We start from the raw sequence: 21,814 nt of genomic DNA on the forward strand, positions 1-21,814 counted from the left end.
TATTCGCATGCGCCGCGTCGTTATCACTGGTCTGGGCATTGTTTCGTGCCTGGGCAATGACAAAGAGACCGTCTCCGCTAACCTGCGTGCAAGCCGCCCTGGCATCCGGTTCAACCCGGAATATGCCGAAATGGGTCTGCGTAGCCAGGTTTCCGGCTCCATCGACCTCAACCTTGAAGAGCTGATCGATCGCAAGATCTATCGCTTCGTTGGCCACGCAGCGGCTTACGCCTACCTGGCCATGAAAGACGCTATTGCTGACTCCGGCCTGACCGAAGAGCAAGTGTCCAACCCGCGTACCGGCCTGATCGCTGGTTCCGGCGGTGCTTCCACACTGAACCAGATGGAAGCGCTGGACATCCTGCGCGAGAAAGGCGTGAAGCGCGTTGGCCCGTACCGCGTAACGCGGACCATGAGCAGCACCGTTTCCGCTTGCCTGGCCACACCGTTCAAGATCAAGGGCCTGAACTACTCCATCGCTTCTGCCTGCGCCACCAGTGCTCACTGCATCGGTACCGCCATGGAACAGATCCAGATGGGCAAGCAGGACATCGTTTTCGCCGGTGGCGGTGAAGAAGAGCACTGGAGCCAGTCGTTCCTGTTCGACGCCATGGGCGCTCTGTCCAGCAAGCGTAACGACACCCCGGAACAAGCTTCCCGTGCCTACGACGCCGACCGTGACGGTTTCGTCATCGCTGGCGGTGGCGGCATGGTCGTGGTTGAAGAGCTGGAACACGCTCTGGCCCGTGGCGCGAAAATCTACGCGGAAATCGTTGGCTACGGCGCAACGTCCGACGGCTACGACATGGTTGCCCCGAGTGGCGAAGGCGCGATCCGCTGCATGCAGATGGCGATGTCCACCGTTGATACGCCGATCGACTACCTGAACACCCACGGCACCTCGACTCCGGTCGGCGACGTCGCGGAAATGAAAGGTGTGCGTGAAGTGTTCGGCGACAAGGCACCGGCGATCAGCTCGACCAAGAGCCTGTCGGGTCACTCCCTGGGCGCCGCCGGCGTTCACGAAGCGATCTACTGCATGCTGATGATGGAAGGCAACTTCATTGCCGGTTCCGCCAACATCGACGAGCTGGACCCAGAAGTGGCCGACCTGCCGGTGCTGACCAAGACCCGCGAAAACGCCACCATCAACACCGTGATGAGCAACAGCTTCGGCTTCGGCGGCACCAACGCCACGCTGGTACTGAAGCGCTGGGAAGGCAAGTAATTCCCCCCGCTTGAGCCACACATGAAAACGCCCCGACTGGTTCGGGGCGTTTTTTTTGCCTGAAGAAAATAGCAGGTACACCGCAAAACCCTGTGGGAGCGAGCCTGCTCGCGAATGCGATATTCCAGTCACCCTATCGTCGTCTGACCCACCGAATTTGCGAGCAGGCTCGCTCCCACAATGGGTTTCGGCGCTTCTGAAAATGAAACTTCTGTCATGAAACTTACCGCCCTGCGACCGAATGTCGCGGATTACGCGGGCTGCAGCACTGTTGCAAAATACGCAATAACACCTTGCGCAAATCAGCCGTTTACTTAGCAAGCTAACAAATCATATAACAGAGTCCTGCACACGCCTTGCTGCAGATAACTTGAGATTTGGAGCTAGCAGATGACTGTAAAAGTAACTGAACGCGACGATTCACACATGTCCCACGAAGGCGTAGCCGCCGGTATCCGCATCTGGGATGTGCATCAACAAGACTTGCTGGTCGGCATGTTCCACAACGAGATCGATGCCCACAACTACAAGGCCGAACTGGAAGTACAAGAACAGCAGCGGGATCTGAAATCCGCCTGATTCAACCACAGCATTGAAAACGACAAACCCCGCCATGAGCGGGGTTTGTCGTTGTTACAGCTTTATCGATTTACCACATCAGATCATCAGGAATCTGATACGCCGCGTACGGATCGTCCTCAGTGCTGACCTCTTCGGTCTGCACGTTGAGCTGGACGATGCGCTGCGGGTCGCGCTCCTGGATCTTCAGGGCCGCTTCACGCGGGATCACTTCGTAGCCGCCGGCATGGTGGACGATCGCCAGCGAGCCGCTGCTGAGCTTGTTGCGCATCAGCGTGTTGACCGAGATACGCTTGACCTTCTTGTCGTCGACGAAGTTGTAGTAGTCCTCGGTGGTCAGCTTCGGCAGACGCGAGACTTCGATCAGTTGCTTGACCTGAGCTGCACGCGCCTTGGCCTCGGCTTTCTCTTTCTGCTGACGGTTCAGCTCCTGGTCGCGCTTGACCTTCTCAGCCATGGCTTCCTGGGCGGCACGCTGCTGCGAGTCATCCAGCTCGATCTGGCCTTTGTGGGCCAGACGCTGCTGCTTCTGCTTGTCCTTGCTGACCTGCTTGGCCTGCTTTTGGTTGACCAGGCCTGCTTTGAGCAACTGGTCGCGAAGGGAAATACTCATGGGACTTACTCACTTGGGCAGTTGCTCAGCCGCAGCCGGGCACATTCTTTTCCTGACGTTTGGCTTCACCCCACAGGGCGTCCAACTCTTCGAGGGTGCAATCTTCTATGGGACGGTGGGTGTCGCGCAATGCCTGTTCGATAAATCGGAAACGTCTTTCAAACTTGCCGTTGGCGCCACGCAGTGCCGTTTCCGGGTCGACCTTCAGATGCCGGGCCAGATTGACCACGGAAAACAGCAGGTCGCCGATCTCGTCAGCCACAGCGACGGGATCGTTTTCGGACATGGCTTCGAGGACTTCATCGAGCTCTTCGCGCACATTGTCGAGCACCGGCAAGGCGTCCGGCCAGTCGAAACCGACCTGCCCTGCACGCTTCTGCAACTTTGCCGAACGCGACAATGCCGGCAACGTCGCCGGCACGTCATCGAGCAGTGACAGTTGCTCGGGCGCGGCGGATTTCTCGGCGCGCTCTTCGGCCTTGATCTCTTCCCAGCGCTGCTTGACCTGTTCTTCGCTCAAGCGCGGCACATCCAGCGGTGCGTAGAGATCACCGGTGGGGAACACGTGGGGATGACGGCGGATCAGTTTGCGGGTGATGCTGTCGATCACCCCGGCTAATTCGAAGCGCCCTTCTTCCTTGGCCAACTGGCTGTAATACACCACCTGGAACAACAAATCGCCGAGCTCACCCTGCAAATGATCGAAGTCGCCGCGTTCGATGGCGTCGGCCACTTCGTAGGCTTCTTCGAGCGTGTGCGGGACGATGGTCGCGTAGGTTTGCTTGATGTCCCACGGGCAACCGTACTGCGGATCGCGCAGACGGCTCATCAGGTGGAGCAGATCTTCAAGGCTGTACATCATTTAGCTGTCTCACCACAAAACCACTGTGGGAGCGAGCCTGCTCGCGAAAGCGGTGTGTCTGCAACTATGTTGTCGACTGACACGCCCTCTTCGCGAGCAGGCTCGCTCCCACAGAGAAGCCACATCACGGCGTACGGTTACGCCGCGTTTCGATGATGTTCGGCAACTGCGAAATCCGCCCGAGCAACCGCCCCAGTGCATCCAGACCCGGGATCTCGATGGTCAGCGACATCAGCGCGGTGTTGTCTTCCTTGTTCGAGCGGGTGTTGACCGCCAGCACGTTGATGCGCTCGTTGAGCAGTACCTGCGAGACGTCACGCAGCAGACCGGAGCGATCATAGGCACGAATGACAATGTCCACCGGGTAGGTGAGCACCGGCACCGGGCCCCAGCTGACCTGAATGATCCGCTCTGGCTCGCGCCCGCCCAGTTGCAGCACCGAGGCACAGTCCTGACGGTGAATGCTCACGCCACGACCCTGAGTGATATAGCCGACGATCGCATCGCCCGGCAGCGGCTGGCAGCAGCCGGCCATCTGCGTCATCAGGTTGCCGACGCCCTGGATCTGAATGTCGCCGCGCTTGCCCGGTTTGTAGCCGGTGGCTTTGCGCGGAATCAGCTCCAGCTGTTCGTTGCCGCGTTCCGGCTCGACCAGTTGCTGCGCGAGGTTGACCAGTTGCGCCAAACGCAGATCGCCGGCACCGAGGGCGGCGAACATGTCTTCGGCGGTTTTCATGTTGGCCTTGTCGGCCAGCTTGTCGAAATCCACCGCGGGCAGACCGAGGCGCGTCAGCTCGCGCTCGATCAGGGTTTTACCGGCGGCCACGTTCTGGTCGCGCGCCTGCAATTTGAACCAGTGGACGATCTTCGCCCGCGCCCGCGAGGTGGTGACGTAACCGAGGTTGGAGTTCAACCAGTCGCGGCTCGGTGTGCCGTGTTTGCTGGTGATGATCTCGACCTGCTCACCGGTCTGCAGGCTGTAGTTGAGCGGCACGATGCGCCCGTTGATCTTCGCGCCACGGCAGTTGTGGCCGATTTCGGTGTGCACGCGATAGGCGAAGTCCAGCGGCGTCGCGCCTTTCGGCAAGTCGATGGCGTGACCGTCGGGAGTGAAGATGTAAACCCGATCCGGCTCGATATCGACACGCAGCTGTTCCGCCAGACCACCGATATCGCCCAGTTCTTCGTGCCACTCGAGCACCTGACGCAGCCAGGAGATTTTCTCTTCGTAGTGATTCGAACCGGATTTGACGTCGGTGCCCTTGTAGCGCCAGTGCGCGCAGACGCCGAGTTCGGCTTCTTCGTGCATCGAATGCGTACGGATCTGCACTTCAAGGACTTTGCCTTCCGGGCCAATTACCGCCGTATGCAACGAGCGGTAGCCGTTCTCTTTCGGGTTGGCGATGTAGTCGTCGAACTCTTTCGGGATGTGCCGCCACAAGGTGTGGACGATGCCGAGCGCGGTGTAGCAGTCGCGCATCTCCGGCACCAGCACACGCACCGCGCGCACGTCGTAGATCTGGCTGAATTCCAGACCCTTGCGCTGCATTTTGCGCCAGATCGAATAGATGTGTTTGGCGCGGCCGCTGATGTCGGCATCGACGCCGGTGGCCTGCAGTTCATCCTTGAGCTGGGTCATCACGTCGGCGATGAAGCGCTCACGGTCCAGCCGTCGCTCGTGGAGCAACTTGGCGATCTGCTTGTATTGATCAGGCTCGAGATAACGGAAGGACAGATCCTCCAGTTCCCATTTGATATGACCGATGCCGAGCCGGTGCGCGAGCGGCGCATAGATGTCGAAGACTTCCCGGGCGACACGGTTACGCTTTTCGTCGTCGGCGGTTTTCACCGCACGAATGGCGCAGGTACGTTCGGCCAGTTTGATCAGCGCGACACGCACATCGTCGACCATCGCCACGAGCATCTTGCGCAGGTTTTCCACCTGCCCTTGCGTGCCCATGACCATCGACTGGCGCGGACTGAGGCTGGCACTGATGGCCGCCATGCGCTGCACGCCGTCGATCAGCTTGGCGACCACCGGACCGAAGCGCTGGCCGACGGCCGCGAGTTCGATCTGGCCTTCGCGTACGCCGCGATACAGGACCGCCGCGACCAGCGAATCCTGATCGAGCTTGAGGTCGGCGAGAATCTCGGCGATTTCCAGGCCAGTACTGAAACTGCCGGAGCCTTCGGCCCACAGATTCTTCTTGGCATTGGACTGTTGTTCGGCCTCGCGAGCGAACTCGCAGGCTTCTTTCAAGGCTTCGCGATCCAGTGCCAGATCGACACTGACCGCGTGATCGAGCCAAGCCTCGAGATTGATACTGCCGTCAGTGTTGATCGGCTGGTGTGCTCTCACCTGTACCATCTTGCTTTACCTTCCCTACGACGCAGATTCAATGCGTCAAATCGCTGATCCTTATTGCCCGTTTGCGCTCGCGGGGCTAAAGCGAGCGCTGCGCGGACAGATCAGACGGATTCAGACGAGCCATCCTGGCTCGCTTCAAATAACGCCATGGCCTCGACATGTGCCGTCTGAGGAAACATATCGAGAATCCCGGCACGTTTTAACCGGTAGCCCTGCTTGATCAATTCGACCGTATCGCGCGCCAGAGTTGCAGGGTTGCACGATACGTACACCAACCGTTTGGCACCCAGGGTCGCCAGCTTGCGAACCACCTCGAAAGCACCGTCACGCGGTGGGTCCAAGAGTACCGCAGAAAAGCCGTTTCCGATCCACTGGGCATCGGTCAAAGGCTGGGATAAATCGGCTTGAAAAAACTTTGTGTTATGCAAATTGTTACTGGCGGCGTTCGCTTCAGCGCGATCGACCATGGTTTGCACACCCTCGACCGCGACGACTTCGCGCACGGCTTTGGCCAACGGCAAGGCGAAGTTGCCCAAGCCGCAGAACAGATCGAGCACGCGCTCGTCGCGACCCGGCTTCAGCCAGTCCAGCGCCTGTGCAACCATCGCTTCGTTGACACCGGCATTGACCTGAATGAAGTCACCCGGTCGGTACGCCAGATCCAGATCCCACTGCTCCAGGCGATAGCCCAGCGACTGGGTGGCATCGACCGGTTGCGGCTCACCTTCGCCATGCAGCCACAATTGCGCTTCATGGAACTGGCAGAAGTCCTTGAGGATGGTCAGATCCGCTTCGGACAACGGCGCCATGTGCCGCAGCAACACCGCCAGAGACGAGCCACTGAACAACTCGACATGGCCCAAAGCCTGCGGCTTGCTCAAACGGCGGAGCATCTCAGGCAAACGGGTCATGATCGGTTGCAAGGGCTGTACCAGCACCGGGCATTCGCTGATCGCGACGATGTCCTGACTGCCGGCGGCACGGAAACCCACTTCGAGTTTCTTCGCCTTCATGTCCCAGCGCACCGCAATCCGGGCGCGACGGCGATAGCCGAATTCGGGACCGGTCAGCGGCGCTGCCCACTGTTCAGGTTCGACACCGGCCACACGCGACAATTGCTCGGCGAGCATGCGCTGTTTCAGGGCAAGCTGTTCGCTGTGGGGCAAATGCTGGACGCTGCAACCGCCGCAACGGCCGGCGTGCTGACACGGTGCCGGGCGACGCAGTTCGCTGGCTTTGAACACGCGCTCAGTGCGCGCCTCGACCACTTTGCCGTGGGCGCCGAGCACCCGCGCTTCGACCTCTTCACCGGCCAGGGCGCCGAGGACGAACCAGGTTTTGCCTTCGAAAAACGCGATACCGCGACCGTCATTGGCCAGGCGCTCAATGCTCAAGCGCTGCTTTTTACCGGTCGGAATTTGCGCAACCTTGCTGCCGCCGGTGGGCTGGAAGCGCAGGCCTCTCTCGTGCTTGGCCATCAGTTGGGCGCGTCGAAAATGCCGGTCGACAGGTAACGGTCGCCACGGTCGCAGATGATCGCGACGATCACCGCGTTTTCAACTTCTTTGGACAGGCGCAGCATCGCTGCCACCGCCCCCCCCGAGGACACGCCGCAGAAGATGCCTTCTTCGCGGGCCAGACGCCGGGTGACGTCTTCGGCTTCGCTTTGCGCCATGTCGACGATACGGTCAACACGATCAGCCTGATAAATCTTCGGCAGGTATTCCTGCGGCCAGCGGCGAATACCGGGAATGGCCGAGCCTTCCATCGGTTGCAGGCCGACGATCTGCACGCTGTCGCTCTGCTCTTTCAAGTAGCGCGACACGCCCATGATGGTGCCGGTGGTGCCCATCGAACTGACGAAATGAGTGATGGTGCCCTGGGTCTGACGCCAGATTTCCGGACCTGTGGTGGTGTAGTGCGCTTCAGGATTGTCGCCGTTGGCGAACTGATCGAGCACCTTGCCACGGCCTTCGGCTTCCATACGCTGCGCAAGATCGCGCGCGCCTTCCATGCCCTCTTCCTGGCTGACCAGAATCAGCTCGGCGCCATAGGCGGTCATCGCCGCTTTACGTTCAGCGCTGGAGTTGTCCGGCATGATCAGGATCATTTTGTAACCCTTGATCGCGGCCGCCATGGCCAGCGCGATCCCGGTGTTGCCCGAGGTCGCTTCGATCAGCGTATCGCCGGCGTGGATCTGCCCGCGCAACTCGGCGCGAGTGATCATCGACAGCGCCGGACGGTCCTTGACCGAACCCGCCGGGTTATTCCCTTCGAGCTTGAGCAATAGGGTGTTGCTGGTGGCACCGGGCAGGCGCTGCAAACGCACCAGCGGAGTGTTGCCGACGCAATCGGCGATGGTTGGGTACTGCAGGGTCATGGCGTATTCGCAATCCAGACGTGCGGGGGCGCCTATCATACCGGCAAACCCGCGCAGGCCATATCACGCAAAGTGCGGTGCTTATGGTTTATGGGAATAAGCAGCAATAGTCTCACCACTGGTGAGACTTTTACGCTGGGTCATCTTTGTTTGCGGTGATGCAAATGGCCTCATCGCTGGCAAGCCAGCTCCCACAGTGACCCGTGTTGCTCTATTAATAATGTCAGCAGTGCTGACACTGTCTTGTATTCCTCAAACAATCTGCGAGTAAAACACACTCCCTATGGGATGGGAGTAAGCGATAAAAGTCGCACCAGTGGCGCGACTTTTGTGTTGAGCCATTTTCATTGGTGGTGATGCTCAGAGACTCTTCGCGAGCAGGCTCGCTCCCACAGGGAGTAGTGTCATTCGCAGAATAGTGTCAGCAGTGATGACACTATTAACTGTTGATCACACAATCTGCGGCGAACCGAGATCCAATGTGGGAGCGAGCCTGCTCGCGAAGGCGTCAGTCTGCGCAACACAATCATCCGCCAGCAACCGTAAATTCAGCCGCAATCCCGCCCCGCCATTCTCCGCCCAAATACTTCCGCCCTGACGCTGCACGGCATTGCGCGCGATGCTCAGCCCCAAGCCAAAACCGCCATCACCGGGCCGCGAGCCGTCGAGCCGGGTGAACGGTGAGAAGATCCGTTCCAGATCCCCTTCCGCTACGCCGCCGCCCTTATCTTCCAGCCACAGATGCCAGAAATCGCCATCGCGCCGTCCATCCAGTCGCACGATCCCGCCCGGTGGCGAATGCCGAATGGCGTTGCGCAAAATGTTCTCCAGTGCCTGCGCCAGCGTGTTCAGGTTGCCGCGCACCCAGCATGAGGACTCGACCGCGCACTGCAATTGCAGACTCGGCCAGCCGCTTTCATAACAGGCATTGTCAGTGAGCATTTCCCACAGGGCCTGGATCTGAATCGCTTCTTCGGGCAATGGCGTACGGTCGGTATCGAGCCAGGCCAGTTGCAGGGTGTCTTCGACCAGTCTTTGCATACCGTCGACTTCGCGACCGATGCGCTCGCGCAACTGCAGCAGACTTTGTTCGCTTTCACTGGCGACCCGCAAGCGGCTCAGCGGTGTGCGCAATTCGTGGGACAGGTCGCGCAGCAATTGCTGTTGCAGGGCGACGGTCGATTGCAAGCGTTCGGACATCGAGTCGAATGCCCGCGCAAGCTCACCGAGTTCATCCGGCCGTTGGGTGATGCCGCTCGACAGCCGCACATTCAATTGATCGGCGCGCCAGGCGTTGGCCTGTTCGCGCAGGTTGTTCAGGGGCACGACCAGCAAGCGGTACAGACCGACGCACAGCAACAAGGTGAACAGGCCCGGAATCACGCCGTTAGTGATAACGCGCCAGAACACACGATACTTGCCCGGCAGGAAACGTTCGGGTAGCTCGATCACCAGGCTGCCGGCAGACGGTTCTTTGGGAAACGGCACACGCAGCCACGGCCGGTTCTTTTTGTGAATCGGCCAGTCGAGGCCACGCAAGAACGTCAGGTGCTGGATTTCCTGTTCATTCAGCGGATCGCTGCTCAGCGACTGCAAGTTGCCGCCGATGACGCCAACCCAACTGGCTTCACGCAACTCCATACTCTGCAACCAGTCATCGACCCCGCTGCGGCCGCCGTGCTGCCACGCTTGCTCGGCTTGCATCGCATAACGTGAAAGGGTGCCGCGTGCTTCGTCGGAGAGGAACTGGTTGCGCTCCTCCATATAACGGCCCCACGACCAGCTCAGCCAGATCATCAGCAGACAGAATGCGACCAGCAGACAGGCCAGTTTCCAGAACAGCGAATGCCGGCCCGGCAGTTCAGAGATTTTCATCGGCGGCGCTCAAGACGTAACCCTTGCCCCAGACGGTGCGCACTTCACGCTCGGTGTAACCGATGGCTTTGAGCTTGCGGCGGATCTGGCTGATATGCATGTCGAGACTGCGGTCATGGGCCGCGTATCCACGCTGCAGAACGTGCTGATAAAGGAAGGCTTTGCTCAGTACTTCTTCGTCATTGCGATTGAGGGTTTCCAGCAGACGGTATTCGCTGCGGGTCAGCCCGGCGGCGTGTTCGCGAAAAAAAACATCGCATTGCTCATCGTCAAAACGCAGCGTACCGGCCGCCACTGGCGCCGCCAGCGATGCCGGGCGCCGATCCAGCGCAACCCGACGCAGGATCGCTTCAATGCGCACATGCAACTCGGCCATGCTGAACGGCTTGGGCAAATAATCGTCGGCGCCCAGACGGAAACCGCTGATGCGATCCGCCTCGGCGCCGAGGGCCGACATCAGCAGCACCGGGGTCGAATGGCTTTGACGCAACTGCGTCAATACATTCAAACCATCCATTCCGGGCAACAGAATATCCATCAGCACCACGTCGAATGGCTGACGCCTGGCGATGCTCAGGCCTTCCTGACCATTCTGGCACCAGGTCACCTGAAAGCCGCTGCGGCCCAGATGTTCGTGAACATAGGCGCCGAGAACCGGATCGTCCTCGATGGAAAGAATGCGTGGCTGGCCGACGGAAACAGGAGTCATGAGTATCTGCAAGTAATTCTCAGTTGAGCGCGATTATTCAAGATTGCCCGGCAGCGGGCAACACAAGGCTGCCCTTTCTGACAAACGAGCACCGGTGCCCTGACCCACCCTGAGCGCATTTTTCCGGAGATTGCCTGCGAGCAAATCGCTACACTGCGCCCATGTCGCGTGCCGGATGCACGCATGAGTCAACAGATCAGCGGGATGCAGGAGATAGGCGTGCTCAAGAAACTGGGAATCAAAGGTCGCGTGTTGTTGCTGACCTTGTTGCCGACCAGCCTGATGGCGCTGGTACTGGGTGGTTACTTCACCTGGACGCAGCAGTCCGACTTGCAGAGCCAATTGATGCAGCGCGGCGAGATGATCGCCGAGCAACTGGCGCCGCTGGTGGCACCCGCCATGGGTCACGGCAACAGCGATCTGCTCGAACGCATTGCCACTCAGTCCCTTGAGCAACCGGATGTGCGCGCGGTGACCTTCCTCGCCCCGGACCGCTCACCGCTAGCCCATGCCGGCCCGACCATGCTCAATCAGGCGCCGAGCGGCGACAGCGCGCATTTGCAACGGCGCAGCGGCAATGACGCGACGCGTTACCTGATGCCGGTATTCGGCAAGCATCGCAACCTCGCCGGCGAACTGATCCCGGAAGAGTCTGACCGCTTGCTCGGCTGGGTCGAGCTGGAACTGTCGCACAACGGCATGCTGCTGCGCGGTTATCGCAGCCTGTTTGCCAGCCTGCTGCTGATTGCCGCCGGTCTGGCGGGCGCGGCATTGCTGGCGTTGCGCATGGGCCGCACCATCAATCGTCCGCTGAGCCAGATCAAACAAGCCGTCGCGCAACTCAAGGACGGCCATCTGGAAACGCGTCTGCCGCCGCTCGGCAGTCAGGAGCTGGATGAACTGGCCTCGGGCATCAACCGCATGGCCGGCACCCTGCAAAACGCCCGCGAAGAACTCCAGCACAGCGTCGATCAGGCCACCGAAGACGTCCGGCAGAATCTGGAAACCATCGAGATCCAGAACATCGAACTGGACCTGGCGCGCAAAGAAGCGCTGGAAGCCAGCCGGATCAAATCCGAATTCCTCGCCAACATGAGTCACGAGATCCGCACGCCGCTCAACGGCATTCTCGGCTTCACGCATCTGTTGCAGAAAAGCGAACTGACCCCACGCCAGCTCGACTATCTGGGCACCATCGAAAAATCCGCCGACAGCTTGTTGGGGATCATCAACGAGATCCTCGACTTCTCGAAAATCGAGGCTGGCAAACTGGTGCTCGACCATATTCCGTTCAACCTGCGCGACCTGTTGCAGGACACCCTGACCATCCTCGCCCCCGCTGCGCACGCCAAGCAGCTTGAGCTGGTCAGCCTGGTCTATCGCGACACACCGCTGTCGCTGGTCGGTGACCCGCTGCGTCTGAAGCAGATTCTCACCAACCTTGTGAGCAACGCGATCAAGTTCACCCGCGAAGGCACCATCGTTGCCCGGGCGATGCTTGAAGATGAACAAGAAGACAGCGTGCAACTGCGCATAAGCATTCAGGACACCGGCATCGGCCTGTCGAATCAGGACGTGCGCGCGTTGTTCCAGGCGTTCAGTCAGGCCGACAACTCGCTGTCGCGCCAGCCGGGCGGCACCGGTCTGGGGCTGGTGATTTCCAAACGCCTGATCGAACAGATGGGCGGCGAAATCGGCGTCGACAGCACACCGGGCGAAGGCTCGGAATTCTGGATCAGCCTGAGCTTGCCGAAAACCCGTGACGACGCCGAAGACCTGCCGGCCGCGCCGTTGCTCGGCCGCCGCGTGGCGGTGCTGGAGAATCACGAACTGGCGCGCCAGGCCTTGCAGCATCAACTGGAAGACTGTGGCCTCGATGTCACCCCGTTCAACACCCTCGAGACCTTGACCAATGGCGTCACCGGCGCCCACCAGACCGATCAGGCGATTGATCTGGCGGTCATCGGCATCACCAGCAACGACATGCTGCCAGAGCGATTGAACCAGCACATCTGGGACCTCGAACACCTTGGCTGCAAAGTGCTGGTGCTGTGCCCGACCACCGAACAGACACTGTTCCATTTGTCGGTGCCGAACCCGCACAGCCAGTTGCAAGCGAAACCGGCCTGCACACGCAAACTGCGCCGAGCCTTGGCCGATCTGGTCAACCCGCGCCAGCCGCGCAATGAGCCGGGCGAACCGCTGTCGAGCCGGGCGCCGAAAGTGCTGTGCGTCGACGACAATCCGGCCAACCTGCTGCTGGTGCAAACCCTGCTCGAAGACATGGGCGCCAAGGTGCTTGCCGTGGAAAGCGGTTACGCCGCGGTCAAAGCCGTGCAGAACGAATCTTTCGATCTGGTGCTGATGGACGTGCAGATGCCGGGCATGGACGGCCGTCAGAGCACCGAAACCATTCGCCAGTGGGAAAGCGAGCGGCACTGCACGCCGCTGCCGATCGTCGCCCTCACCGCCCACGCCATGGCCAACGAAAAACGCGCGCTGCTGCAAAGCGGCATGGATGATTACCTGACTAAACCCATCAGTGAGCGGCAACTGGCGCAGGTGGTGCTGAAATGGACCGGCCTGGCTTTGCGTAATCAAGCGCCGGAGCGGACCAGCGACAGTGCAGCGGGCAATAATGAACTGCCAGTGCTTGATCACGAGGAAGGTTTGCGCCTGGCCGCTGGCAAGGCTGACTTGGCGGCGGACATGCTGGCCATGCTGCTCGCTTCACTGGAAGCCGACCGCGAAGCCATTCGCGCGGCGTGCGAGAACCGCGACCAGAACGCATTGATCGAACGCGTCCATCGTCTGCACGGTGCCACCCGTTATTGCGGCGTACCGCAATTGCGCGCGGCCTGTCAGCGCAGCGAAACCCTGCTCAAGCAGGACGCCCCCAAGGCCGTGGCAGCGCTGGAAGAACTGGAGCGCGCGATCAACCGGCTCGCGGCGCAAGCGAAGATCAGTGCCTGATCCACAGCAATGCCGATCAACGCCAGCACCGCTAAAGTGAGCTTGGGTGATTCAATCCGCGTCGATGTTCCAGGAGGTTTTCATGCGCACGCTCGTTTTCAGTAGCCAGACCTACGACCGCGACAGCTTCCTCGCCGCCGATTGCCCGGCAGGTGTCGAGCTGCAGTTTCAACCGGCAAGGCTCAGCCTCGATACGGCGGCGCTGGCTGAAGCGCATGAAGTGGTCTGCGCCTTCATCAATGATGACCTCAGCGCTCCAGTGCTCGAGCGGCTGGCCGCGGGTGGCACGCGCCTGATTGCCCTGCGCTCGGCGGGTTACAACCATGTCGATCTGACCGCGGCGAAACGTCTCGGACTGGCCGTAGTGCGCGTGCCGGCCTACTCACCGCATGCGGTGGCCGAACACGCCGTGGCGCTGATCCTCGCCCTCAACCGCCGTCTGCACCGCGCCTATAACCGCACCCGTGAGGGCGATTTCAGCCTGCATGGCCTGACCGGTTTCGACCTGGTCGGCAAAACCGTCGGGATTGTCGGCACCGGTCAGATCGGTGCGACCTTCGCGAAAATCATGCACGGTTTCGGCTGTGAGTTGCTGGCCTACGATCCGTTCCCGAACCCGGATGTACTGGCGTTGGGCGCGCGCTATCTGAGCCTGCCGGAACTGCTCGCGCAGTCGCGGATCATCAGCCTGCACTGCCCGCTCAACGAGCAGAGCAAACACCTGATCAACCGCGATTCACTGGCGCATATGCAGGCCGGTGCCATGCTCATCAATACCGGTCGCGGCGGCCTGGTCGACACCCCGGCGCTGATTGACGCCTTGAAGGACGGCCAACTCGGTTATCTGGGCCTGGATGTCTATGAAGAAGAGGCGCAACTGTTTTTCGAGGATCGCTCCGACCTGCCCTTGCAGGATGATGTGCTTGCGCGATTGCTGACTTTTCCCAACGTGATCATCACCGCGCATCAGGCCTTTCTGACGCGTGAAGCACTGGGGGCGATTGCCGCAACCACACTGCACAACATCGCGACCTGGGCGGCGGGAACGCCACAGAACCAGGTCGAAGGCTGAGCGCTTTTCAGCTTATTTCGGTGAAAGCGAGGACGCCAGAATCAACAGCGCCAGCCAGCCGAAGCCGAAGAAGCGCTGTTTCATCGAATGGCCGTAGCGCAGCAGGAACCAGACGAAAAACATCGGCAGCAGGAAAATCATGATCTTCAGCCAGCCTTCCACCGGCCGACTGCCGTCGGCATTGGCCTGCTCGGTAGCCGGTTGCTCGGTGGGCTGCTGGCGCCGGCGCCGCGCGGCGGCCGGCATGACTTTCGGCAAAGGTTGCGGTGCGGGTGCCGGAGCAATGACCTCGGGCACAGACTTGTTGCGCGGCAAGCTGCCGAACGAGATCGTCGCGGCCTGAGCGGGCGCAGCTGCGCCGTGCGCTTGTGTCACATGCTCCGCCATCGGAGCCCCACAATGAATGCACGCGTTGGCTTCGGAGCTGATGCTCTTCTTGCATTCATAACATTCGATCAGCGCCATGTTCCGTTCCTTCAGAGTCGAGGCCGGCAGTTTGCCATGAGCGTCGCCTCAATTGAACCTGATCGAAGGTCACACGCGCGCATCATTCTGCAATCAAGCCCGTGCTAGCATGTCGCGCATATTTGGAGGACCCATGGTCGAACACGATTTCCGCTACAACCTGATGAACCCGCAACACACCCTCACCGAATGCCGCGCCCTTGTTCCGGGCCGCTATCAGGTCACCGGCAATGGTGGCTCGATTCGCATCGGTGACGCCTTGTTGGTCACCCTCAAAGGCAGCAAGGACTTGTCCATGCGCCTGACCGTTGAAACCGTCCGCCACCTGATCAATCCGCCGGGCCAATGGACCGCGATGACCACAGGTCCGGTATTTGGTGAACTGGCGATCCACACCTGGCAGGTCAACTGCGACAGCTGCGCCAAAGAGCTGAGCTTCGAATTCGCCGTGGACGCCAAACTCGGCAAAGCCGCCGAGAAACCGGCGGCCACCGCGCGCATCGCCGGGCTGGGCTGGAAAGCCGTTGGCGACAAACACCTGTGCCCGAAATGCCAGGAGCCGGCATGATGAAACGCTTTGCCCTGACCGCGCTGGTCGGTGCCGGCCTGGTGGGATGCGCTGCGGAGCCGGTGCAACTGCAACAGAACCGCAGCTACATTCTGGAATGGATCGGTGAGCGACCACTGATGGATTACAGCCATCTGACGGTGACCCTGGGCGATGATGGCCGCGCCTATGGCAACGGTGGCTGCAACCATTGGTTCGCGCCGTACACGCTGGACGGTGACAAGCTGACTTTCGGCAAGATCGGCAAGACTCGCAAACTGTGCGCCCCGGCGCTGATGGAGCAGGAGCAGCGCTTCCTGCAGGCGCTGGAGCATGTCCAGCGCTGGGACATCTCGCCGATCGAACAGATGCGCTTCTGGCCGGCAGAAGGCAAGCCGTTGCGCTGGTGGCTGGAAGAGGGTTAAGCCTCAGGATCGCCAAAGCCCTCACCCTAGCCCTCTCCCAAAGGGAGAGGGGACTGATTGGGGGATATTGGGGAGCTACGTCGACCTGATCCTGCTTTGGTGAATCCATAATCGACTGGTTTTTTCAGGTCGATGTAACTCGCCAGACACCTCGGTCGGCCCCCTCTCCCCCCGGGAGAGGGCTGGGGTGAGGGGCTTTTGACGTTACTTGGTCGCTTGCAACGCCTCCAGCTTCGCCATCACCCCCGCCGCCGTCTGTTCGCCCATCAACTGCTCACGCACCTTGCCGTTGTTGTCGATGATGTACGTCACCGGCAATGCCTCACTGCGCGGCAACTCGAACAGCTCCGCCGGATCCTGCGCCAGCACGGTGAACTTGATGCCCAGCTTCTCGCTGGCGTCTTTCAGTTCCACACCCTGCACATTGTCGAAGTTCACCCCGAAGACGCCTACGTTCTTGCTCTTGAGCTCATCAGCCAAATGGTTGAGCTCCGGGATCTCGGTGCGGCACGGACCACACCATTCGGCCCAGTAGTTCAGCACCACCCATTGCTTGTCCAAACGCTCGGACGCCACTTTCTGGCCGTTCTGGTCGATACCGTAATCATTGCCGCAGCCCCCCAGCATCAACGCCCCGATTATCGTCAATGCCGCTGCCAATCGCCGTGTCATGTCGTGTTCCTTGTGAAAATTTGAAGGCGCCTGCGACCCATTGCCTCCGAAGGTTCTGGATTGCGCGCTGCACAGTTAGAATAGCCGCCACTTTACGCCAGAAGCGACCCGACATGACCGATCTGACGCTTTATCACAATCCGCGCTGCTCGAAATCCCGCGGCGCGCTGGAACTTCTTGAAGCCCGCGGCCTGACCCCGAACGTCGTGCGTTACCTCGAAACCCCGCTGACTGCAGCGCAAATCAAGGCCCTGCTCGGCAAGCTCGGGATCAGCGCACGCCAGTTGCTGCGCACTGGGGAAGATGAATACAAAATGCTTCAACTGGCTGACGAAAGCCTCAGCGAAGCGCAATTGATCGACGCCATCGCTCAGCACCCGAAACTGATGGAGCGACCGATTTTCGAAGTCGGCGACAAAGCCGTGATCGGTCGCCCACCGGAAAATATCCTGGAGTTGTTGCCGTGAGCGCGCCGTACATTCTGGTGCTGTATTACAGCCGCAACGGCTCGACCAACGAGATGGCCCGGCAGATTGCCCGTGGTGTCGAGCAGGCCGGTCTCGAAGCGCGTTTGCGCACCGTGCCGGCAATCTCCACCGAGTGCGAAGCCGTGGCCCCGGCCATACCGGACGAAGGCGCGCTCTACGCCACCCTCGATGACTTGAAGAACTGCGCCGGTCTGGCCCTCGGCAGCCCGACGCGCTTTGGCAACATGGCTGCGCCGCTGAAATACTTCCTCGATGGCACCAGCAATCTGTGGCTGACCGGCGCCCTCGTCGGCAAACCGGCGGGTGTATTCACCTCCACCGCCAGCCTGCACGGCGGTCAGGAAACCACGCTGCTGTCGATGATGTTGCCTTTGCTGCACCACGGCATGCTCATCACCGGTTTGCCGTACAGCGAATCGGCGCTGCTGGAAACCCAGGGCGGCGGTACGCCTTACGGTGCCAGCCATCACGCTGGGGCTGACGGCAAAAGTGGTCTCGATCAGCATGAAGTGGCGCTGTGTCGCGCGCTGGGTCTGCGGCTGGCGAAAACCGCTCAAAAACTGGTGGGCTGAGATGGCGAAGAAGCCGAAGATTCTGCCGAGTGTCGAGTGGCTTGAGCCACGGGTGAAGGCGATGCGGGTGATCAGCCTGCTGAGCTTTTTCGCCCTCGCCGGCTTGCTGGCGGCCTACTACCTGCTGTTCGCCGATCTGCATGGCGCGCGGCCGTGGGTAATTCTGCTGGTCGAGCTGATCCCGTGGATTGTTCTCGCCCCGGCGATGATCATGGGCAGCGCCCGTGGGCATTCGTGGATGTGTTTTGTGGTGAATCTGTATTTCATCAAAGGCGCACTGGCGGCGTATGACCCGAACCGGCAGTTGTTTGGTGTGCTGGAGATGGTCGCCAGCCTGGCGGTGTTCTGCTCGGCGCTTTTGTATGTGCGGTGGCGGTATCAGTTGAATCGCAAGTTGGCTGGCGAAGGCGAGATCTCCGTCGCCTAAACGGACGCCTTCGCAGCAGGCTCGCTCCCACATTTGGAATGTGTTCCCCTGTGGGAGCGAGCCTGCTCGCGAATGGGGCGACGCGGTCTTAATGGTTGACGGTGTAAGCGAGCATCATCGAAATCTGGCTCATCGCCCGCCCGCCGCTCTGTTCATGCCACTGGTTGAACGCATCCTGCACAATCGCCAGATCACGCAGACTGGTCGGCACCTTGTCGACGATCTTCTGTGCGTTCAGCGCCGCCACCACGTCGTAGCTCGGCACAAACGTATCCTTGCCAACCATGCGCAAAAAGCGTGGCGCCGACAGCCCGCCCAACTGATGACCGTGCTTTTTCAGGTACGTCCACAAACCGACGATATCGGTCACCGGCCAGTCGGCGATCAATGCACCGAAACTGCCCTTCTCTTTCTCGACATCAAGAATGAACTGCGCATTGCGCGGCACGCTCTTGAGCTTGCCAAGGTGACGGATGATCCGCGCATCCTGCATCAGGCGCTCGAGGTGTTCGGCACTCATCAGCACGACTTTTTCCGGATCGAACTTGAAGAACACTTCTTCGAAGGCCGGCCACTTGGCGTCGACCAGACTGTGCTTGAGGCCGGCACGGAACACGCGCAGGGCCATGGTCGAGAGGTAGCGGTCGTCGCTGATCTTGCGCAGTTGCGCCGGGGTCTTGGGAACGGGCAGATGGGCTTCCAGTTCAGCCGCCGAACCGAAGCGGTTCAGACAGTATTCGTGCAGCCACTTGTAATCGCGCATGCCCTCTCCTATTGAATGAAGCGAAGAAACCAATGTGGGAGCGAGCCTGCTCGCGAAAGCGGTGTGTCATTCAACTGATTTGTTGACTGATACTCCCCCTTCGCGAGCAGGCTCGCTCCCACATTTGAAGGTGTTTACAGGTTGACGACGTTAACGAAGCGCGAAGCCGCCGTCTCGTCGATCTTCAGGCTGGTGAAGTCGAACAGGTTGCGATCGGCCAGTTGCGACGGGATCACGTTCTGCAGACTGCGGAAGATGCTTTCAGTTCGACCCGGGGTCTTGCGCTCCCAGTCCAGAAGCATTTCCTTGACCACCTGCCGCTGCAGGTTTTCCTGCGAGCCGCAGAGGTTGCACGGGATAATCGGAAATGCCTTGAAGTCCGAGTACGCCTGAATGTCTTTCTCGTTGCAGTACGCCAGCGGACGGATCACCACGTTGCGGCCGTCATCGGCACGCAGCTTCGGCGGCATGGCTTTAAGCGAACCGTTGAAGAACATGTTGAGGAAGAATGTCTCGACGATGTCGTCACGGTGATGACCGAGGGCCATTTTGGTCGCGCCGATTTCATCGGCAAAGGTGTACAGCGTGCCGCGACGCAGGCGCGAGCACAGCGAGCAAGTGGTCTTGCCTTCCGGGATCAGTTCCTTGACCACCGAATAGGTGTCTTTCTCGACGATGTGATACTCGACGCCCAGCTCTTTCAGATAGGCCGGCAGCACATGCTCGGGGAACCCCGGCTGCTTCTGGTCCATGTTCACCGCGACGATCTCGAACTTGATCGGTGCAACCTTCTGCAGGTGCAGGAGCACGTCGAGCATGGTGTAGCTGTCCTTGCCTTATAGCTCAAGGATATCCTAGAAAACAGTACACTCATGCTCGTAACCCTATAATTTTACTATGTTTTACGAATAAGATTATTTACAAAAAAAATCGATAATGTAAATTTCATGGTTTCGCAAGTTCCAGAACCTCCCTTTCCTCAAAAAAAGACGTTGAACCTTTACAAAACCTGGACGACATCTATCCAGTTTTCAACGCGGGAAGAAGAAACCGTTGCGTCATCAAACTTATAGGGTGGCCGGTCTTCCGATCTGTCAATAGACAGATTTACGAAGTCGAACAGACTGCGATCGGCCATCTGGGAAGGGTTTACGCTTTGTAAGCTGTGAAAAATATTTTCCACGCACCCGGGATTTACCGAGTCCCACTCCGCAATCATCGATTTAATTTTTTTCCTTTGGAGATTCTCTTGTGAGCCGCAGAGATTACATGGAATGATCGGATACGCACTATCAGCAGCGACCTTCGCTACATCTTTTTCTCGGCAATAGGCGAGCGGCCGAATAACGATATTCCTCTTATCGTCACTGAGAAGTTTAGGCGGCATCCCTTTCATCTGCGCTTGGAAAAACATGTTGAGAAATAAGGTCTCAACCATATCATCCATATGATGTCCAAGCGCCAATTTAGTAGCCCCTATTCCCTCGGCAAAACTATAAAGCGTACCCCTTCTGAGTCTTGAACAAAGAGAGCAGGTTGTTTTACCCTCAGGAATCTTTTGCTTGACGACTGAATAAGTATCTTTGTCAATTATATAATAATCAATCCCTTTACTCTCAAAAAACTCAGGCAAAATATGCTCAGGAAACCCAGGTTGCTTCTGATCAAGATTTACGGCTACAACGCTAAATTTTATGTGCGCAACGCGCTGGAGGTGTAGCAGCGCATCCAGCATTACAAATGAATCTTTGCCACCACTTACGCACACCATAACTTTATCGCCGTCGTCGATCATTGCGTAATCTACAACAGCCTTTCCGACATTACCACGCAGCTTTTTACGACGAAGCTCTGCCGCCTTATTTAATTGAGCTGTACTTTCATCTATCATCATAGCTTTAAGCTCCTACCAATAACTTAGAAGTTTAGAAATAACCCCAATGAAAAAAACACGCCACCTAAAACATCCACATTCTTGCAACGAGTTCAGATAGCTAATTAACGCAAAAACAAAGAACAGAAAGCCCATAACAAATAACATACATTAACACAGACACTTCACATCTTATCTAGACGCTTAAAACTCGAAAATGAGATAAAGCGAACGGTATCTGACTTGGCTGCATCATAACAAGATTGTGTCTACGTTTTAAGTGCACCCTGACCAACGATCGTTTTCAGCTTCGCTAGGGCGCCTCAGTGATTGACTACATCGCGGAGTACTGCTGGTGACCAGGGTTGATTGGCCTCAAAGACACTCATGGCGACAGATCATCCTCTACCATTTGGGACGGCAGCAGACGCCATCAGTGCAGCTGGGATCATCAAGCGCACGTAACGTCGTTGGTGATTGCAGCGTTATCGGGACTGTGATTGGGCGCTGTCGAACAAGCCGGATGCGGATCTGGTCATCAAGGCGTTGGACATGGCTTACGAACAGTGTGGCAAGCCTCATCTGCCGAGAAAAGGATTAGTCCATATCGTCAATGAGCTCGCGTGTCGCGGCTTGTGTGATCCGCTTTTACCGGGTACGGACGATAGCGATGACCTGATCCGTGCCTTTCGGCTGAAAATAGGCCAAGCAGCGGATACTGTCCGTCGAGTAACGACTGATCGACAACTGATCATCTTGCTCGACGCGATCGATAACGCCGGCGAACAGGCGAAAGACCGAGGCGAACCGTCTTTTCCAGAACTGCTGCTTGCAAGCATAAGTCACGGCGGTGCGCTCACGGGAGTACAACTAGTCGTTAGTTCGCGTACTCATCGACGCGTAGCTGCGACCGGGGGGAGCTG

The 21,814-nt window shown here is 59.0% G+C and carries 21 protein-coding genes and 1 pseudogene; 9 read left to right on the forward strand and 13 right to left on the reverse strand.

Going from position 1 to position 21,814, the window contains the following annotated elements; all coding sequences use genetic code 11:
- Window positions 1-7 precede the first annotated feature (7 nt).
- Both fabB and CCX46_RS22430 read left to right on the forward strand, forming a co-directional pair.
- Window positions 8-1,228: a beta-ketoacyl-ACP synthase I gene (gene fabB / locus CCX46_RS22425; protein ID WP_003227152.1), complete on the forward strand. Its 1,221-nt coding sequence runs from the start codon at window positions 8-10 to the stop codon at window positions 1,226-1,228.
- A 390-nt stretch (window positions 1,229-1,618) separates the two neighbouring features.
- Complete coding sequence (locus CCX46_RS22430; RefSeq protein WP_007917473.1) at window positions 1,619-1,807, forward strand: hypothetical protein; 189 nt, start codon at window positions 1,619-1,621, stop codon at window positions 1,805-1,807.
- Between the two features lie 70 nt (window positions 1,808-1,877).
- Here the strand turns inward: CCX46_RS22430 and CCX46_RS22435 are convergent, their stop codons facing one another.
- The 7 genes from CCX46_RS22435 to CCX46_RS22465 all read right to left on the reverse strand — a co-directional run bounded on the left by CCX46_RS22435 (window position 1,878) and on the right by CCX46_RS22465 (window position 10,614).
- Window positions 1,878-2,420, reverse strand: a complete 543-nt coding sequence (locus CCX46_RS22435) for a DUF2058 domain-containing protein (RefSeq protein ID WP_016987455.1) — start codon at window positions 2,418-2,420, stop codon at window positions 1,878-1,880.
- Between the two features lie 25 nt (window positions 2,421-2,445).
- The gene (mazG, locus tag CCX46_RS22440) at window positions 2,446-3,279 is read right to left on the reverse strand and encodes a nucleoside triphosphate pyrophosphohydrolase (RefSeq protein WP_127930437.1); all 834 of its coding nucleotides are present in this window, start codon (window positions 3,277-3,279) and stop codon (window positions 2,446-2,448) included.
- Between the two features lie 127 nt (window positions 3,280-3,406).
- Window positions 3,407-5,650: a GTP diphosphokinase gene (gene relA / locus CCX46_RS22445; RefSeq protein WP_007917476.1), complete on the reverse strand. Its 2,244-nt coding sequence runs from the start codon at window positions 5,648-5,650 to the stop codon at window positions 3,407-3,409.
- Between the two features lie 101 nt (window positions 5,651-5,751).
- Window positions 5,752-7,128 (reverse strand): 23S rRNA (uracil(1939)-C(5))-methyltransferase RlmD, encoded by a 1,377-nt coding sequence (gene rlmD, locus CCX46_RS22450; protein ID WP_127929368.1) that lies wholly within the window; start codon window positions 7,126-7,128, stop codon window positions 5,752-5,754.
- On the reverse strand, window positions 7,128-8,030 hold the full coding sequence (cysM, locus tag CCX46_RS22455) for a cysteine synthase CysM (RefSeq protein WP_026000780.1): 903 nt from the start codon (window positions 8,028-8,030) through the stop codon (window positions 7,128-7,130). Before cysM ends, rlmD begins: the two co-directional genes overlap by 1 nt.
- Window positions 8,031-8,480: 450 nt before the next feature.
- On the reverse strand, window positions 8,481-9,905 hold the full coding sequence (locus CCX46_RS22460) for a sensor histidine kinase (RefSeq protein ID WP_127929369.1): 1,425 nt from the start codon (window positions 9,903-9,905) through the stop codon (window positions 8,481-8,483).
- Entirely contained in the window at window positions 9,892-10,614 is a 723-nt protein-coding gene (locus CCX46_RS22465; RefSeq protein WP_127929370.1) for a response regulator transcription factor, read from the reverse strand. The genes CCX46_RS22460 and CCX46_RS22465 overlap by 14 nt, the downstream gene beginning before the upstream one ends.
- A gap of 219 nt (window positions 10,615-10,833) precedes the next feature.
- Between CCX46_RS22465 and CCX46_RS22470 the strand changes: the two genes are divergently transcribed.
- Both CCX46_RS22470 and CCX46_RS22475 read left to right on the forward strand, forming a co-directional pair.
- The gene (locus CCX46_RS22470; protein WP_127930438.1) at window positions 10,834-13,587 is read left to right on the forward strand and encodes a response regulator; all 2,754 of its coding nucleotides are present in this window, start codon (window positions 10,834-10,836) and stop codon (window positions 13,585-13,587) included.
- Between the two features lie 82 nt (window positions 13,588-13,669).
- The gene (locus CCX46_RS22475) at window positions 13,670-14,659 is read left to right on the forward strand and encodes a 2-hydroxyacid dehydrogenase (protein WP_127929371.1); all 990 of its coding nucleotides are present in this window, start codon (window positions 13,670-13,672) and stop codon (window positions 14,657-14,659) included.
- Between the two features lie 12 nt (window positions 14,660-14,671).
- On the opposite strand, the gene CCX46_RS22480 is transcribed toward CCX46_RS22475, so the two are convergent.
- Window positions 14,672-15,124, reverse strand: coding sequence for a hypothetical protein (locus CCX46_RS22480; protein WP_127929372.1), 453 nt, complete (start codon window positions 15,122-15,124; stop codon window positions 14,672-14,674).
- Between the two features lie 133 nt (window positions 15,125-15,257).
- On the opposite strand from CCX46_RS22480, the gene CCX46_RS22485 reads away from it, so the two are divergent.
- On the forward strand, window positions 15,258-15,692 hold the full coding sequence (locus tag CCX46_RS22485) for a hypothetical protein (RefSeq protein WP_127929373.1): 435 nt from the start codon (window positions 15,258-15,260) through the stop codon (window positions 15,690-15,692).
- On the forward strand, window positions 15,692-16,096 hold the full coding sequence (locus CCX46_RS22490; protein ID WP_127930439.1) for an META domain-containing protein: 405 nt from the start codon (window positions 15,692-15,694) through the stop codon (window positions 16,094-16,096). Before CCX46_RS22485 ends, CCX46_RS22490 begins: the two co-directional genes overlap by 1 nt.
- 204 nt (window positions 16,097-16,300) lie before the next feature.
- Here CCX46_RS22490 and CCX46_RS22495 read toward each other — a convergent pair whose 3' ends face one another.
- The gene (locus CCX46_RS22495) at window positions 16,301-16,768 is read right to left on the reverse strand and encodes a TlpA disulfide reductase family protein (RefSeq protein WP_127929374.1); all 468 of its coding nucleotides are present in this window, start codon (window positions 16,766-16,768) and stop codon (window positions 16,301-16,303) included.
- Between the two features lie 113 nt (window positions 16,769-16,881).
- On the opposite strand from CCX46_RS22495, the gene arsC reads away from it, so the two are divergent.
- Genes arsC through CCX46_RS22510 form a run of 3 tightly spaced genes read left to right on the forward strand, consistent with a single transcriptional unit; the run spans window position 16,882 to window position 18,255 of the window.
- Entirely contained in the window at window positions 16,882-17,235 is a 354-nt protein-coding gene (gene arsC, locus CCX46_RS22500; RefSeq protein ID WP_127929375.1) for an arsenate reductase (glutaredoxin), read from the forward strand.
- On the forward strand, window positions 17,232-17,828 hold the full coding sequence (wrbA, locus tag CCX46_RS22505) for an NAD(P)H:quinone oxidoreductase (RefSeq protein ID WP_127929376.1): 597 nt from the start codon (window positions 17,232-17,234) through the stop codon (window positions 17,826-17,828). Before arsC ends, wrbA begins: the two co-directional genes overlap by 4 nt.
- 1 nt (window position 17,829) lies before the next feature.
- A complete protein-coding gene (locus CCX46_RS22510; RefSeq protein ID WP_007917509.1) occupies window positions 17,830-18,255 on the forward strand; it encodes a DUF2069 domain-containing protein in 426 nt (141 codons plus the stop codon).
- Window positions 18,256-18,343: 88 nt separating this feature from the next.
- On the opposite strand, the gene CCX46_RS22515 is transcribed toward CCX46_RS22510, so the two are convergent.
- From CCX46_RS22515 to CCX46_RS30745, 4 genes and pseudogenes are all read right to left on the reverse strand, one after another.
- Complete coding sequence (locus tag CCX46_RS22515; protein WP_095123040.1) at window positions 18,344-19,018, reverse strand: DNA-3-methyladenine glycosylase I; 675 nt, start codon at window positions 19,016-19,018, stop codon at window positions 18,344-18,346.
- 134 nt (window positions 19,019-19,152) lie between these two features.
- Window positions 19,153-19,854 (reverse strand): annotated as a pseudogene (ttcA, locus tag CCX46_RS22520) (tRNA 2-thiocytidine(32) synthetase TtcA); the annotation flags it as partial.
- A 164-nt stretch (window positions 19,855-20,018) separates the two neighbouring features.
- Entirely contained in the window at window positions 20,019-20,912 is an 894-nt protein-coding gene (ttcA, locus tag CCX46_RS22525) for a tRNA 2-thiocytidine(32) synthetase TtcA (RefSeq protein WP_127929377.1), read from the reverse strand.
- Window positions 20,913-21,539: 627 nt separating this feature from the next.
- The gene (locus tag CCX46_RS30745; protein ID WP_177413843.1) at window positions 21,540-21,737 is read right to left on the reverse strand and encodes a hypothetical protein; all 198 of its coding nucleotides are present in this window, start codon (window positions 21,735-21,737) and stop codon (window positions 21,540-21,542) included.
- Window positions 21,738-21,814 lie beyond the last annotated feature (77 nt).

Source organism: Pseudomonas sp. RU47 (assembly GCF_004011755.1).
Taxonomy (GTDB): Bacteria; Pseudomonadota; Gammaproteobacteria; order Pseudomonadales; family Pseudomonadaceae; genus Aquipseudomonas.